Origin of the sequence: Streptomyces fractus, assembly GCF_049844455.1 — a bacterium.
GTDB classification, from domain to species: Bacteria; Actinomycetota; Actinomycetes; order Streptomycetales; family Streptomycetaceae; genus Streptomyces; species Streptomyces fractus.
Map to the genome: position 1 here is coordinate 447,659 of NZ_JBMYHI010000002.1, position 14,379 is coordinate 462,037.

Genomic DNA, 14,379 nt, shown 5'->3' on the forward strand with positions numbered 1-14,379 from the left:
GTCGGGTCAGCGCAGCTGGATCCCGCGGGTCTCCGGAAGACCCAGCAGTGCCACGCAGGCGAGCAGATAGCCGATGGCCGCGAAGCCGAGCGCGCCGCCCACGCCCCAGCTGTCGGAGAGGAAGCCGACGACGGTGGGGAAGGCCGCTCCCACGGCGCGGCCGGTGTTGTAGGTGAATCCCTGGCCGGTGCCGCGCACTTCGGTGGGGTAGAGCTCGGCGAGGAACGAGCCGAAGCTGGAGAAGATCGCCGACATGCAGAATCCGAGCGGGAAGCCGAGGATCAGCGACACCCCGTTCCAGTCGGCGGGGACGCGCGCGTAGCACAGGACGCAGACGGCCGACAGGACGGCGAAGAGCTGGATGGTGCGTCGACGCCCGAGGAGATCGGCCAGGTGCGCCCCGGTGACGTAGCCGGCGAACGCCCCGACGATCTGCACGACGAGGAATCCGCCCACGCCGGTGACGGCGAGGCCGCGCTCGTCGCTGAGGTACTTCGGGATCCAGGTCGCCAGCGTGTAGTAGCCGCCCTGGACGCCGGTGGACATCAGGGCGGCCAGCAGGGTCGTCCGCAGCAGTGGCCCGCGGAAGATCCCCGTGAACGAGTGCGACATTCCTGGGGACTTGAGGCGCTCGGCGGCCACGGGTGCGTCCTTGACGCTGCGCCGGACGTAGAGCACGAGCAGCGCGGGCAGTGCGCCGGTGAAGAACAGCACACGCCAGGCGAGGTCCTCGTCGACCAGGTGGAACACCACGCTGTACACGACGACGGCGAGCCCCCAGCCGACGGCCCAGGCCGACTGGACCCAGCCGAGGGTGCGTCCCCGGTGTCGGGCCGAGGCGTACTCGGCGACCAGGACCGCGCCGACCGCCCATTCGCCGCCGAAGCCGAGTCCTTGCAGCGCGCGGAAGACCAGGAGGGTCTCGAAGTTGGGGGCGAAGCCGCAGGCGACGGTGAAGACGGCGTACACGCTGACCGTCCAGACCAGGGCGCGCACCCGTCCGACGCGGTCGGCGAACATCCCGGCGAGGGCGCCGCCCACCGCGGAGACCAGCAGGGTCACGGTGGCCAGCAGGCCGGTGTGCCCGTTGTCGAGGCCGAAGTAGGCGCCGATGGCGGCCAGGCCGAGCGGCAGGACGTAGAAGTCGTAGGAGTCGAGGCCGTAGCCGCCGTACGCGCCGGCGAAGGCGCGCCGCCCGTCGTGGCCCAGTTCCCGGAACCAGGGGAACCACCCACCTCCCGTCGGCCGCGGCCCGGGGTCGCGCGTGGTCTCCGCGGAGGGCTTCTCCGACGGGCCCGAATTCACGTTCATAACCGTGCACCTCTCAAGTTCCTTGAGAACGCCACGAGTTGACGCATGGGCACCGTAGAGGATCGTCGAACAATCCAACAAGGGGATCCGCAGTATCGGCAGTTGTTTCACTCCATGAATTGCCATACGGTCGACGCACAGCTGGCGAGAGGGGCGGCGCGTGAGCCAGGAAGTCGATCAACTCGCCCAGGACAAAGCCCTGTTGGGGCGCACGAGCATCGCGGGCCGAGTGGCCGATCTGCTGCGCACGCGCATCGGCGAGGGCCACCTCATGCCCGGCACGAAACTTTCCGAGGACAGGATCTCCGAGACCCTAGGCGTCTCGCGCAGCACCCTGCGCGAGGCGTTCCGTCTGCTGACGCACGAGCGGCTGCTCGTCCACGAGTTGGGCCGCGGCGTGTTCGTGCGCCGCCCGACCGCCAAGGACGTCGCCGACATCTACCGGATGCGCCTCCTGGTGGAGTGTGCGGCGATCCGCTCCCTGGGCGATCCGCCGTACGCCGTCGAGGGACTGCGGACGGCCGTCACCGAGGGCGAGAAGGCCGCCGCGGCCGAGGACTGGAACGCCCTGGGCGCGGCGAACTTCCACTTCCACCGCGAACTGGTCGCCCTCGCCGGCAGCCCCCGCGTCGACGAGGCCATGCGCAGCGTCCTGGCCGAACTCCGCCTGGCCTTCCACGCACTCGACGACCTCCGCGCCCTCCACTCCCCCTACCTGGACCGCAACCGCACCCTCCTGAACGCCCTCGCCCAGGGCGACCCCCACCAGGCGGAACGCCTCTTGGAGCGCTACCTCGACCACTCGCGCGGCAACGTCCTGAGCGCGGCGACGGACAGGTATTGACCGCAGCGATCAACGAAGCGCGCGGATAGCAGCCAACAGGCCATCTCTTGTTGACAGTTGAGGCGTGCGGTCACACACTCATGGCGGCAGTGAAGACTGTTTCGCTATTGCGAAAGTGGCCGGAGGCGTGCTCGCGAAGGAGAGATGCGATGAAGCTCGATCTGCTCTATGAGTTCCAGCCGAAGATCGGCCCCTCGGCCGAGCCGTTCCCGCTCGGGCAGAAGCGGGCCGAGCAGCAGACGTACGCCGAGGCTCTCGAAGAGATCAAGTTCGCCGACCGGCTCGGGTTCCAGACCGCGTGGGTGGTCGAGCACCACTTCCGCAAGGGGCGGTCCGCGTCGCCGTCCAACGAGACCATCCTCGGGGCGCTGTCCCAGGCCACCGAGAACATCCGGCTCGGCTTCGGCGTGGTCCTGCTGCCCTCCGGCTTCCAGCATCCGGTGCGCGTCGCCGAGAAGGTCGCCACCGTCGACGTGCTGAGCGGAGGCCGGGTCGAGTGGGGCTCGGGACGCTCGACGCCCAACGAACAGTTGGCGTTCAACGTCCCCGCCGACGACCGCTCCCGTGACATGTGGCGGGAGGCCTTCGAGTTCGTCATCGCCGCGTGGACGAACGAGAAGCTGAAGTGGAAGTCCGACACCATCGACTTCCCCGAGCGCTTCATCACCCCGCGCCCCTTCCAGGACCCGCATCCGCCCGCCTGGCTGGCCGCCGCCAGCTCCCAGTCCGCGCACAACGCCGGGAAGCTGGGCCTCGGACTGCTGTCGTTCGCGCTGATGCAGCCGGTGGAGAAGATGGCGGAGCAGATCGCCGTGTACCGCGCCGGCCAGGCGGAATGCGTCGAACCGCTGCCCCGCGCCACCAACGACCGGGTCGGCGCCTACACGCTGGTGCACTGCACGGACGACCCCGAGGAGGCCGCACGCTATGGGCTGTGGGAATCGGTGAAGTGGTGGTACCAGAACCTCGCCGAGTTCACCCTCGAATGGGAGCTGGCGCATCTGCCGGACGAGGAGAAGGAGAAGGCGTTCCCCCTGCTGCGGCCCACCATGCGGGGCGAGATCGACCTCGCGACGTACACGGAGCAGGACATGATCATCGTAGGGACGCCGGAGGAGTGCCTGGAGAAGATCCTCAGGTACGAACAGGCCGGTGTCGACCAGCTGTTGTGCTACACGCAGTTCGGTTCGCTGCCGCACGAGAAGGTCATGCGCAGCCTCGAACTCCTCGGCACCCGGGTCATTCCGGAGCTGGAGCGGCGCGGCCACCGCGTCGACTACGAGGCCCTGTTCGGCGGGTCCTGACCGCTGGCGGTGCGGCGCTACCCGGGGAACCGGCCGCGCGTCCGCTTGGTCACCACGGTCGCGCACGCCCGCACGCACTCGGCGACGCGCACGGTCTCCCTGCCGCTGAGGCCGGGCGAGAACCCGGACGCCGTGATGGCGACGATCACCCGACCGTCGGCGTCGAAGACCGGCGCCGACGCCATTCCGAGGTCGTACTCCCCCTCCGGGTCGACGGCCGGCAGGTCGTAGTCGTCGTCGAAGGACGCCGTCCAGGTCCACTTGTCCCGGTCCGCCTGCCGGTCCTCGGTCCGTACGCCCTTCAGGGCCCGGTGGGCCGACGCGGCCAGGCCGAGCGCGTAGCCCCGCTCACGCACCGCCGTCAGCGCCAGCTCGACCCGGTCGCGATCCACCGCCTCCGGGGCCCGCGCCAGCCACGACTCCACCTCCGCGGGAGGCGCCCACGCCATGAACACCAGGCCGAGCGGCGGCACGAGCGGCACCCGCTCGCCCTCCCGGAACCCGGGCCCGTACCGCGAACCCGTCCCGCCCACGGCGACGGACACGATCTCGGTGGGCGTGCCCGCGCTCACCACCACGTCCGCCTCGAGTTCGGCGGCGAGCGGCCCGATGCGCTCGGCGGCGGCCCGGAGCGCCGGATGCTGCTCGAGGGCCGCCATGCCCGCGCTCACCAGGGCGGGCCCGAGTCCGTAGGTCCGCCGGGCCGGGTGTCGGGTCAGATAGCCGCTCTCCTCGAGGACGGCGAGGACCGCGTGGGCGGAGCCGAGGCTGCTTCCGGTGCGCCGGGCGATGTCGGAGATCGTGAACTGTTCGCCGCGGTGCGACACCAAAAGGTCGATGATCTTCAACGCCTTCGCGGCGGCGGGCGCCGGTCGCGCCATCACGTCCTCCTTCGGAGATCGGTGCGGGCAGCAGCCATCAACGTACCTCACCTGTACGGGATTTCGTCCTGACGAAGAATCTTTCATGGAGGCGAACCATGCACACCGATCCCAGCGCCGTCCCCCGCTATCCCGACCTTCTCCGGCTCGACGGGCGCAACCTCGTCGTCGTCGGCGCGGGTCAGGGCATGGGGCGGCAGACCAGCCACGCGCTCGCGCGGTGCGTCGACTCCGGCACCCGGGGGACGATGGTGTTCATCGCCTCGGTGCACGGCCTGACGGCCTCGGTGCGGCACGGCGCGTACGGGGCGGCCAAGGCGGGCCTCATCTCGTGGGTGCGCACCCTCGGCGACGAATTGGGCGGCCACGGGATCCGGGTGAACGCGATCGCGCCCGGCGTCATCCTCACCCCGCGCATCATGGCCGCGAACCCGGGCGGGGCGCGGCAGAACGCGACGTCGGACCTGATCCCGCCGGGGCGGATGGGACTGCCGCTGGACATCGCGTCGGCGGCCCTGTTCCCGAGCTGCGGGCTCTCGGGCTACGTGACCGGGCAGACGGTCGTCGTCGACGGCGGCGTCACCGTCAAAGACCTCTTCCCGCGCTCATGAGGCGCGACGGTACGCCGCCGGGCGCCCCCTCCTCGTACACCTGGAAGCTCCCGCCGGTCAGGACGTCCACGTCGGCGACGCCGCCCGAACTCGCCGAGCGCCGCGCGTCGATGAGCTCCCTGCCCCGGCCGACACATCCCGGTGTGGACATCCGTGACATCCGGTACGGGGACGTGCCCTGCGTCGTGTGCACTCCGCCCCGGCCGCGCGGCACCGTGCTGTACCTCCACGGCGGCGGCTACCGGCTGGGCTCCGTGGCCCTGTTCACGGCGTTCTCGGCGCGGCTCGCCGCCGCGACGGGCGCCCGGGTGGTGGCCGCGGACTACCGGCTCGCGCCCGAGTACCCCTTCCCGGCGGCGCCGCACGACGCGGCGCAGGTGTACGAGCGGCTGCAGGCGGAGTCCGGCGAAGCTCCCGTGGTGGTGGGTGACTCGGCGGGCGGCGGTCTGGGGGCGGCGCTCGTGGTGGCGTGCGCGCGGTCCGGCGTGGTCGTTCCGCGCGGGCTGGTGCTGCTGTCTGCGTGGCTCGATCTGCGCTGTACGGCGCGGAGTTACCGCTCGCGGGCCGCCACGGACGAGCTGTTCTCCCACGAGGCGGCCCGGCAGGCCGCCGACCAGTACCTTCAGGGGCATCCGGCGGACGATCCGCTGGCCTCCCCGCTCCTCGGCGTCCTCCGCGCGTTCCCGCCCACGTTGCTGTGCGCGAGCACGGACGAGGTGCTGCTCGACGACTCCGTGGAGTTCGCCTCGGCGCTCGCCCGGGCCGGGGTGGCGACGACCGCCTCGTACCTGCCCGGGGTGCCGCACGCGTGGCCGAGCGTCTTCCTGGATCTGCCGGCGTCGGCGCAGACACTCGACGTCGTCGCACGGTTCGTCCGCCCTCTGCTGGCGAAGTCGTAGACCTGAGGAGCCGTCGACTGAGGAGTCGAAGATCTGAGGAGGACGAGACCGACCCACTCCACCTAAGAGCGCGCTTCTATTTATACGAGAACGCCACTTCCCAAATTCAACAGTGTGCCTCTACCGTGGCAACGCCGGGTCGACTCGGACCGCGGCGAGCGGGAGGTGCTCGATGGGGAGCGAAGCGTTCGACGGCGTACGGGTGGTCGAGCTCGCCCAGTGGGTGTTCGTGCCGGTGGCCGGCGCCCTGCTGGCCGACTGGGGCGCGGACGTCATCCGCGTCGAGCGGCCCGAGGGCGACCCGTACCGGGCGCTCGCGACCCAGCGGATCGGGACCGACGGCGGCGGCGTGAACATGTCGGTGGCGCTCGCCAACCGCGGCAAGCGCTCCGTCGCCCTCGACCTGCGCCGCGAGGAGGGCCGCGCGCTGCTCGACCAACTCCTCGCCACGGCCGACGTGTTCCTCACCAATCTGCGGCCCGGCGCCCTCGACCGCCTCGGCCTCGGCGCCGAGGAACTGGCACGCCGCTTCCCCCGGCTCGTGTACGCGCGGGGCCACGGCTACGGCGTCCGCGGGCCGCACGCCGACCGGGCCGGGTACGACTCGTCCGCGTTCTGGGCGCAGGGCGGGATGGCCCATGTGCTGACGCCGCCGGAGCGGGAGTACCCGATCAGTCAGCGCGGGGCGATGGGCGACCGCAACGGCGCCATGGCCCTCGCGTTCGGGGTGGCCGGGGCGCTGCTGAAGCGCGAACGCACCGGTGAGGGCTCAGTGGTCGACGTGTCGCTGCTGGCCACCGCGATGTGGACACTGTCGTCCGACGTGTTGTCGGCGCTCGCGGGCGGGGAACCCCGTGGTGTCTCGGGGCGCGGCGGTTCGGTGAATCCGCTCGTCGGCTCGTACCGCACGAAGGACGGTCGCCACATCCAGCTGGTGTTCCTCCAAGGGGACCGCTATTGGCGGGAGTTCTGTGCGCTCATCGGCCGCCGCGAGCTCGCCGAGGACGCGCGCTTCGTCGATCTGCGGGCGCGCGGTGAGAACCGGGAGGCGTGTGTCGCCGAGCTGGAGGCCGAGTTCGCGCGGCGGACGTTCGAGGAGTGGAAGGACCTCCTCGCGCGGATCGACGCGCCCTGGGCGCCGGTTCAGGCCGTCGAGGAGCTGCTGACCGATCCGCAGGTGCTGGCCAACGACTACCTCGGCGAGGTGGAGCTGGAGGACGGCGGGTCGTACGCGATGCCGACCGTTCCCGTGCAGTTCGACGAGCGGCCGCCACAGCTGCGGCGGGCGCCCGAGCACGGCGAGCACACCGAGTCCGTGCTCCTCGAACTCGGCTACGGCTGGGCCCAGATCGCCGAGTTGAAGGACGCGGGGGCGATCACATGAGCGTGTCACGTCCCGTGCCCGTGCCGGACGCGGAGTCCGCCCCGTACTGGGAGGCCGCCGCGCGACACACCCTCGCCCTCGCGCGCTGCGGCCGGTGTGCGGCCTTCGCCCTGCCGCCCGGTCCGACCTGCCCGCACTGCCATGCGACCGAGCCCGGCTTCTCGTACGAGGCGGTGAGCGGCCGGGGCACCGTGCGGTCCTGGACCGTGGTGCGGCAGTCGGCGCTGCCCGGCCTCGCGGACGAGGTGCCGTTCGTCCTGGTGGATGTGGAGCTCGACGAGCAGGCCGGACTGCGGATGATCGGGCGGCTCCTCGACGGGCCCAACTCCCCTCCCCGCATGGGCGATCGGGTGCGCGTCACCTTCGAGGATGTCGAGCCCGGTGTCTCCGTACCCGCGTTCGCGCACGGTGAGGTGGCGTCATGAGCGGGAGGTTCGCCGCCGGGGGCCAGGTCGCGATCGTCGGGTACGGGCACAGTGCCGTGCGCCGGCATGCCGAGCGGCCGCTGGGTGTGCTCGCCGTCGAGACGGCCCGCGCCGCGATCGCCGACGCGGGACTCACCACGCAGGACATCGACGGGTTCGTCGGGTCGGCGCTGTTCCCGACCTCCGGGGGCCATGCCGCCGAGGACGGTGTCAGCACGGTCACCCCCGCATGGCTCGCCGAGCACCTCGGCGCCCGGCCCTCCTACGTCGCCGGGTTCCAGGGCATCGGGCAGATTCCCGGGTCGGTGGCGATGGCGGTCAACGCGGTCGCGAGCGGCGCCGCCGACCACGTCCTCGTCCACCGCGCCCTGCACAATCCGCGCGCCCGCTACCACGACACCACGGCGCGGGAGTTCGGCGGGGCGCAGCAGTGGACGGCGCCGCAGGGATTCTTCGGGCCGCTGCCGATGATCGGGCTCGCGTACAACGAGTACCTCCAGCGGTACGGGGCGGGCCGCGAGGCCATGTCGGCGGTGCTCGTGGAGGCGCGGAAGAACGGGGCGCGGATCCCGTGGTCGTACTGGCACGGGAAGCCGCTGGCCGCCGAGGAGTACCTCGCCGCGCCGATGGTCAACGACCCGATCTGCCGCTACGACTGCGACATCCCGGTCGACGGCGCCGCCGCCTTCGTGCTGACGTCCGCGGAGCGGGCCCGCGACCTGCCGCACCGGCCGGTGTACGTCGCCGGGTACGCGGGCAGCGCTCCGGGACCGCGCAGGCTGCCACTGCACTGGCCGCTCGACGACATCATGACCGGGGGCGCGGGCACGGCGCGCCGGTTGTGGGAGCACGCCGGGGTGAAGGCCGCAGACATCGATGTGCCGCAGCTGTACGACGGGTTCTCGCCGTTCGTGTACTTCTGGCTGGAGGCCCTCGGCTACTGCCCGCCCGGAGAGGCACACCGCTTCGTCCTGGACGGGGGCATCGACAGCGACACACCGGACGGCCTGCCCGTGCTCAGTGGCGGCGGCGCGCTCGGCAACGGCCGCATGCACGGTGTGCCCCAAATGCTGGAGTGTTACTTGCAGTTGGCCCGGCGGGCCGGTGAACGGCAGCGGGCACAGGCCACGTTCGGACTCGCCTGCCACTCCTCACCGCACTACGGGGGCGCCGTGATCTACAGCGCCCTGCCCTGGTAGCCCACGGGCGGCCCGACAACCCCTTGTTCGCCGCGCCGGTTCACGGCGCGAGAGAGGCGGAACCGTGCACGACATCATCGAGCAGCGGCGCTCGTACGTCGCCGGGAAGTGGGTCGACGGCGAGGAACGGCTCGCCGTCGAGAACCCGGCCGACGCCTCGCACGTGACCGATGTGTCGGTGACACCGCTGCCGGAGATCGAGCGCGCGGCAGTCGAGGCACGCGAGAGCTTCGAGCGCGGCGTGTGGGAGGACGTGCCGGCTGCCGAGCGCGCCCGCGTCCTGTACGCGTTCCTCGATCACGTCGAGGCCTCGCGGGACGCACTGGTCGCCACGATGGTCGCCGAGGCGGGACAGCCGGCCACCTTCGCCGAACGCGCCCAGTTGCAGGGCGGGTTGGCGGTGGCACGTGGCGCGATCGACCTGTATCTGACGATGCCGCACGAGGCGGCGACGCCCGTGCCGGTCGACGAGCTGGTACGCGGCCGGGTGGCGCTCAGCGTGGAGCGGCACGAGCCGGTGGGCGTCGTCGTGGCGATCACTCCGTACAACGGGGCGATCGTGATGGCGCTGCAAAAGATCGTCCCGGCGCTGATGGCGGGCAACTCCGTGATCCTGCGGCCGAGTCCGCTGACCCCGCTGTCGTCGTTGGTGTTCGGCGCTGCGGCGGACGCGGCCGGGCTGCCGCCGGGGGTGCTGAGCGTGGTGGTGGAGGGCGGCGCGGCGGGGGCCGAGCTGCTGACCGGGTACCGGGCCGTCGACATGGTGTCGTTCACCGGGTCCACGGCGGTGGGCCGCCGCATCCTCGCGCAGGCCGCGCCGACCGTGAAGCGCGTCGCCCTCGAACTCGGCGGCAAGTCGGCGCAGATCTACCTCGACGACGCGGTGGGCCGGGCGGCGGCCGGGGCGGTCGCCGTCGTGGCGGCCACCGCGGGCCAGGCGTGTGTCGCGGCGACCCGCATGCTGGTGCCGCAGGAGAGGAAGGCCGAGGTCCTGGAGGCGGTGAGCGCGGCGTACGCGCGGCTCGTCGTCGGAGACCCGAGGGACCCCAAGACCACGCTGGGGCCCGTGATCAGTGCGGCCCAACTGGAGCGCTGCGAGCGGTTCGTGGCGCTCGCCACCGAGCACGGCGGCACCGTGGTCAGCGGCGGTCGACGCCCCGAAGGACTCCCGCCCGGCCACTACTTCGAGCCGACCGTCCTGGACCTGCCCGGCAACGACAACCCCGCAGCCCGGGAGGAGATCTTCGGCCCCGTCCTCGCCGTCCTCGGCTACCGGGACCTCGACGACGCCGTACGGATCGCCAACGACAGCCCCTACGGACTGTCCGGGCAGGTCTACGGCGCCGACACCGCCGCCGCGACGGCCGTGGCCCGCCGGCTGCGCACCGGAGCGGTCAACGTCAACACCGCCGTCTTCAGCGCCTACGCCCCCGGCGGCGGCTACAAGCAGAGCGGCCTCGGCCGCGAGCGCGGGGCCGAGGGCATCCGCGCGTTCCAGGAAGTCAAGCACCTGGCGATCGGTGAACTCCACTGAGCACGACCCGAGTTGAAGGAGCAACCGTGTCCACAGACCTCACCGCACCCGAAGTCACGGCAGACCGCTCGCTCGACTGGCTGATCTCCGTCGACGACCACATCCTCGAACCGCCCCACCTGTGGGTGGACCGCGTCCCGAAGGCCGACCGCGACCGGGCACCGCACATGGTGACGGACGACGACGGCCTGGACTGCTGGGTCTACGACGGCAAGCGGTTCCCCAGCTCGGGCCTGAGCGCGGTGGTCGGCAAGTCGAAGGAGGAGTTCAGCCCCGAGCCGCTCCCGTACAGCGAGATGCGGCCCGGCTGCTACGACCCGAAGGCCCGTATCGAGGACATGAACCAGGCCGGGATCCTCGCCTCGCTGTGCTTCCCCACGGTCACCCGCTTCTGCGGGCAGCTGTTCATGGAGGCCAGTGACCGCGACTTCGGGCTCGTCTGCCTCAAGGCCTATAACGACTGGATGATCGAGGAGTGGTGTGCCGCCGCTCCCGGCCGCTACATCCCGCTCGTCCTCATCCCGCTGTGGGACCCGGCGCTCGCCGCGAAGGAGCTGGAGCGCTGCGCCGCGAAGGGAGCCACCACGTTCGCCTTCTCGGAGAACCCGGCCCCGCTCGGCCTTCCCACCATCCACGACAAGGGCCGCTACTGGGACCCGGTGATGGCCGCGGCCAACGACCTGGGGATGGTCGTGTCCATGCACGTCGGCTCGTCGTCCACGGTGCCGCAGATCGCGCCGGACGCCCCGTTCCTCGCCAACCTCGCCTGGGGCGCCACCCGCACCTCGGGCGCCATGCTGTCCTGGCTGTTCAGCGGCATGTTCCAGCGCTACCCGAACCTGAAGATCGCGCTGTCGGAGGGCGAGATCGGCTGGATGCCGTACTTCCTGGAGCGCGCCGAGCAGGTCCTCGACACCCAGCGGCACTGGGTCAAGCGGGGTGTCAGGTTCAACGACCACGCGGGCAGCGACGCCGTCGACCTCGACACCCTCGACATCCGGGCCACGTTCCGCGAGCACGTCCACGGCTGCTTCATCGACGACGTGCACGGCATCGCCAGTATCGAGGAGATCGGCGAGGACAACATCATGTGCGAGACGGACTATCCGCACTCCGACTCGACGTGGCCGAACTGCATCGACCTCGTAAAGAGCCGCGTCGCCCACCTGACCCCGGAGCGGCAGTACAAGATCCTGCGCGGCAACGCCGAGCGCCTCTACCGCTTCACCCCGGCGCAGCCGCCCGTTCCCGCCGCGGCGAAGGCCTGAGGTGTCCGGCCCGCGGGTGGTCGTCGACCGGGACCGGTGTCTCGGCACCGGCATCTGTGTCGTCTACGCCCCCGACACCTTCACCCACGACGACGAGGCGAAGGCCGTCGTCGTGGGGCCGCCCGAGCCGCTCGACGCGGTGCGGACGGCGGTCGAGGGGTGTCCCACGCAGGCGTTGCGGCTTGCGCACAGCGATCAGGAAGGGCGGTGACGTACATGCTGCTCGACGACAGGACCGCGCTCGTCACGGGCGCCGGATCCGGCGTCGGCGCGGCCTCCGCGCTGCGGTTCGCGCAGGAGGGCGCCCGCGTCGTCTGCGCCGACATCCGCGCCGACGCCGCGAAGGAGACCGTGCGGCGGATCGAGAAGGCCGGGGGCGCCGGCACGGCCGTCGCGTGCGACGTGTCCCGCGAACAGGACGTGGTGGCCGCCGTCGCGGCGGCCGTCGAGCGGTTCGGCCGGCTCGACATCGTCTTCAACAATGCGGGCATTCCGACTCCCCGCCTGGGCGCGCGACTTGAGGACCACACCGCGGAGGACTTCCAGCGTCTGGTCGGCGTCAACTTCGCCGGTGTGTTCCACGGCTGCAAGCACGCCGTCCTCCAGTTCAAGCGGCAGGGCGACGGCGGTGTCGTCCTCAACACCGGCTCCGTGGCGGGGCTCGTGGCCTGGGGCGGCTCCGTCTACGGGGCCACCAAGGGGGCCGTGCACCAACTGACGCGGGCGGTGGCGATCGAGGGCGCGCCGTTCGGGATCCGTGCCAACGCCATCGGCCCGGCGGGGATGCCACTGACCAACTTCATGCCGGCGGGCGGACTCGACACCTCGGACGCGGACGCGCTGGAGCAGACGGTGCGGCGGGTCGCGGCGAGCCATCCGCTGGGGCGGGCCATCACCGCCGAGGACTGCGCCGAGGCCGCCGTGTTCCTGGTGTCCGACCGGGCGGCGAACCTCACGGGTGTCGTCCTGCCGGTCGACGGCGGATACGTGGCGAGGTGAGGCCATGACCACGCCCGTCTCCCTGGATCGCGACCGGGTCCGTGAGCTGTTCGACCTGCGCGGCGCCTATCTGGCGCAGGTCGGCGGCGGCTATCACGGCGACCCGTACCCGGCCTGGCACCGGCTGCGCGCCGAGGCCCCCGTCCACCCTGGAACCGTGCACGAGCTCACCGGCTACGACGGGCCCGCACACTTCCAGGGCCTGCCCCATCCGGACCGCCCGCACTTCTCCGCGTTCAGCTACGCGGCCTGCGACGAGGCGTACCGCAACGCGGACGTGTTCGCAGCGTCGCCGACCCCGATCGACCCCCGTACCGGTGAACTCGCCGCGCAGAACAGCATGTTGTCGATGGGTGGCACGCAGCACCGTCGCTACCGCGCGCTGGTGCAGCCGTCGTTCGTGCCGGGCAAGGCGCAGTGGTGGATCCGCAACTGGATCGAGCAGACGGTCCACCTGCTGATCGACTCGTTCGCCGACGACGGCCGCGCCGAGCTCAACGTGGACTTCTGCGCCGCGATCCCGGTGCTCACCATCACAGGCAGCTTCGGGGTCTCCGTGGAGCGGGCGCTCGACATCCGGGCCGCGCTGCGCGATCCGCAGGCCATCGTCGAGATCCTCGCGCCGGTCGTCGCGGCCCGCCGCGCGAGCACGCGGGACGACCTGATCAGTGTCCTCGTCGAGGCGGAGATGACCGACGAGGACGGTGTCGCGCACCGCCTGTCCGACGCCGAGATCTACTCCTTCGCGATCCTTCTGCTCACGGCCGGCTCGGGCACCACCTGGAAACAGATGGGCAACACGCTGACCGCTCTGCTCCAGCGCCCCGACGTGCTGGCCGCCGTGCGCGAGGACCGCGACCTGCTGCGGCCCGCCATCGAGGAGGCGCTGCGCTGGACACCGACCGACCCGATGTTCTCCCGGTACGTCACGCGCGACACCGACCTCCACGGCGTACACCTGCCACGGGGCTCCGTCCTGCATCTGTGCATCGGCGCCGCCAACCGTGATCCGGCGCGCTGGGACCGCCCGGACGAGTTCGACATCACGCGCAAGCCGCGACCGTCGTTCGCGTTCGGCGGCGGGGCGCACGTCTGCCTCGGCATGCATGTGGCGCGCGCCGAGATGCGCGTCGGGATCGGGGCGCTGCTCGACCGGCTGCCGGGGCTGCGGCTCGACCCGGACGCCGCGCCGCCGCGCTTCATCGGGCTCTACGAGCGGGGGGCGACGGAGATCCCCGTCGTCTTCGACCGGCCGGGGGAAAGGGACGAACGTGAGTGAACCGGCGTACCAGAAGCCCGACTTGGCGCTCGTCGGCGCCGAGCACGTGGCCCGCTACCGGGAGACCGACGGCGAGGTCGGCTACGAGTGGAACGGTGTCCCCACGTTGCTGCTCACGACCACAGGATGCAGGACGGGCGAGCCCCGCACCAAGGCGCTGATCTTCGGCCGGGACGGCGAGGACTACCTGGTCGTCGCCTCGACCGGCGGGGCACCTCAGCATCCCGCCTGGTACCTGAACCTGCTGGCGCACCCCGAGGCGGAGATCCAGGTCAAGGGCGACCACATCCCGGTCGTCGCCCGCGCAGTCGACTCCGGCGCCGAGCACGCGCGGCTGTGGCGGACCGTCACCGGTTACTGGCCCAACTACGACACCTACCAGGCGCGCACCGACCGCCTCATCCCTGTCGTCGTGCTGACACCCACCACGGACACGTAGGA

The 14,379-nt window shown here is 71.5% G+C and carries 15 protein-coding genes; 13 read left to right on the forward strand and 2 right to left on the reverse strand.

Annotated features, from left to right (window positions below; all coding sequences use genetic code 11):
• Positions 1 to 6: 6 nt before the first annotated feature.
• The gene (locus ACP4E5_RS04155; protein ID WP_425825334.1) at positions 7 to 1,311 is read right to left on the reverse strand and encodes an MFS transporter; all 1,305 of its coding nucleotides are present in this window, start codon (positions 1,309 to 1,311) and stop codon (positions 7 to 9) included.
• A gap of 160 nt (positions 1,312 to 1,471) precedes the next feature.
• Here ACP4E5_RS04155 and ACP4E5_RS04160 point away from each other — a divergent pair, with 160 nt between their 5' ends.
• Complete coding sequence (locus ACP4E5_RS04160) at positions 1,472 to 2,155, forward strand: GntR family transcriptional regulator (RefSeq protein WP_425825335.1); 684 nt, start codon at positions 1,472 to 1,474, stop codon at positions 2,153 to 2,155.
• 149 nt (positions 2,156 to 2,304) lie between these two features.
• On the forward strand, positions 2,305 to 3,459 hold the full coding sequence (locus ACP4E5_RS04165; RefSeq protein WP_425825336.1) for an LLM class flavin-dependent oxidoreductase: 1,155 nt from the start codon (positions 2,305 to 2,307) through the stop codon (positions 3,457 to 3,459).
• 17 nt (positions 3,460 to 3,476) lie between these two features.
• Here ACP4E5_RS04165 and ACP4E5_RS04170 read toward each other — a convergent pair whose 3' ends face one another.
• Positions 3,477 to 4,340 carry an IclR family transcriptional regulator gene (locus ACP4E5_RS04170; RefSeq protein ID WP_425825337.1) on the reverse strand — a complete coding sequence of 288 codons (864 nt, stop codon included), beginning with the start codon at positions 4,338 to 4,340 and terminating at the stop codon, positions 3,477 to 3,479.
• A gap of 98 nt (positions 4,341 to 4,438) precedes the next feature.
• On the opposite strand from ACP4E5_RS04170, the gene ACP4E5_RS04175 reads away from it, so the two are divergent.
• The 11 genes from ACP4E5_RS04175 (at position 4,439) to ACP4E5_RS04225 (ending at position 14,377) form a co-directional block, all read left to right on the forward strand.
• Positions 4,439 to 4,951: an SDR family NAD(P)-dependent oxidoreductase gene (locus ACP4E5_RS04175; RefSeq protein ID WP_425825338.1), complete on the forward strand. Its 513-nt coding sequence runs from the start codon at positions 4,439 to 4,441 to the stop codon at positions 4,949 to 4,951.
• Positions 4,948 to 5,850 (forward strand): alpha/beta hydrolase, encoded by a 903-nt coding sequence (locus ACP4E5_RS04180; protein ID WP_425825339.1) that lies wholly within the window; start codon positions 4,948 to 4,950, stop codon positions 5,848 to 5,850. Before ACP4E5_RS04175 ends, ACP4E5_RS04180 begins: the two co-directional genes overlap by 4 nt.
• Positions 5,851 to 6,022: 172 nt before the next feature.
• A complete protein-coding gene (locus ACP4E5_RS04185) occupies positions 6,023 to 7,234 on the forward strand; it encodes a CaiB/BaiF CoA transferase family protein (RefSeq protein WP_425825340.1) in 1,212 nt (403 codons plus the stop codon).
• Entirely contained in the window at positions 7,231 to 7,659 is a 429-nt protein-coding gene (locus tag ACP4E5_RS04190; protein ID WP_425825341.1) for a Zn-ribbon domain-containing OB-fold protein, read from the forward strand. The genes ACP4E5_RS04185 and ACP4E5_RS04190 overlap by 4 nt, the downstream gene beginning before the upstream one ends.
• Complete coding sequence (locus ACP4E5_RS04195; protein WP_425825342.1) at positions 7,656 to 8,858, forward strand: thiolase family protein; 1,203 nt, start codon at positions 7,656 to 7,658, stop codon at positions 8,856 to 8,858. Before ACP4E5_RS04190 ends, ACP4E5_RS04195 begins: the two co-directional genes overlap by 4 nt.
• A 64-nt stretch (positions 8,859 to 8,922) precedes the next feature.
• Positions 8,923 to 10,392 carry an aldehyde dehydrogenase family protein gene (locus tag ACP4E5_RS04200; RefSeq protein WP_425825343.1) on the forward strand — a complete coding sequence of 490 codons (1,470 nt, stop codon included), beginning with the start codon at positions 8,923 to 8,925 and terminating at the stop codon, positions 10,390 to 10,392.
• A 26-nt stretch (positions 10,393 to 10,418) separates the two neighbouring features.
• Positions 10,419 to 11,660 carry an amidohydrolase family protein gene (locus tag ACP4E5_RS04205; RefSeq protein WP_425825344.1) on the forward strand — a complete coding sequence of 414 codons (1,242 nt, stop codon included), beginning with the start codon at positions 10,419 to 10,421 and terminating at the stop codon, positions 11,658 to 11,660.
• A gap of 1 nt (position 11,661) precedes the next feature.
• Complete coding sequence (locus tag ACP4E5_RS04210; RefSeq protein WP_425825345.1) at positions 11,662 to 11,871, forward strand: ferredoxin; 210 nt, start codon at positions 11,662 to 11,664, stop codon at positions 11,869 to 11,871.
• A gap of 5 nt (positions 11,872 to 11,876) precedes the next feature.
• The gene (locus ACP4E5_RS04215; protein WP_425841069.1) at positions 11,877 to 12,659 is read left to right on the forward strand and encodes an SDR family NAD(P)-dependent oxidoreductase; all 783 of its coding nucleotides are present in this window, start codon (positions 11,877 to 11,879) and stop codon (positions 12,657 to 12,659) included.
• A gap of 4 nt (positions 12,660 to 12,663) precedes the next feature.
• The gene (locus tag ACP4E5_RS04220) at positions 12,664 to 13,938 is read left to right on the forward strand and encodes a cytochrome P450 (protein ID WP_425825346.1); all 1,275 of its coding nucleotides are present in this window, start codon (positions 12,664 to 12,666) and stop codon (positions 13,936 to 13,938) included.
• Positions 13,931 to 14,377, forward strand: coding sequence for a nitroreductase family deazaflavin-dependent oxidoreductase (locus ACP4E5_RS04225; RefSeq protein WP_425825347.1), 447 nt, complete (start codon positions 13,931 to 13,933; stop codon positions 14,375 to 14,377). The genes ACP4E5_RS04220 and ACP4E5_RS04225 overlap by 8 nt, the downstream gene beginning before the upstream one ends.
• The last annotated feature ends 2 nt before the right edge of the window (positions 14,378 to 14,379 follow it).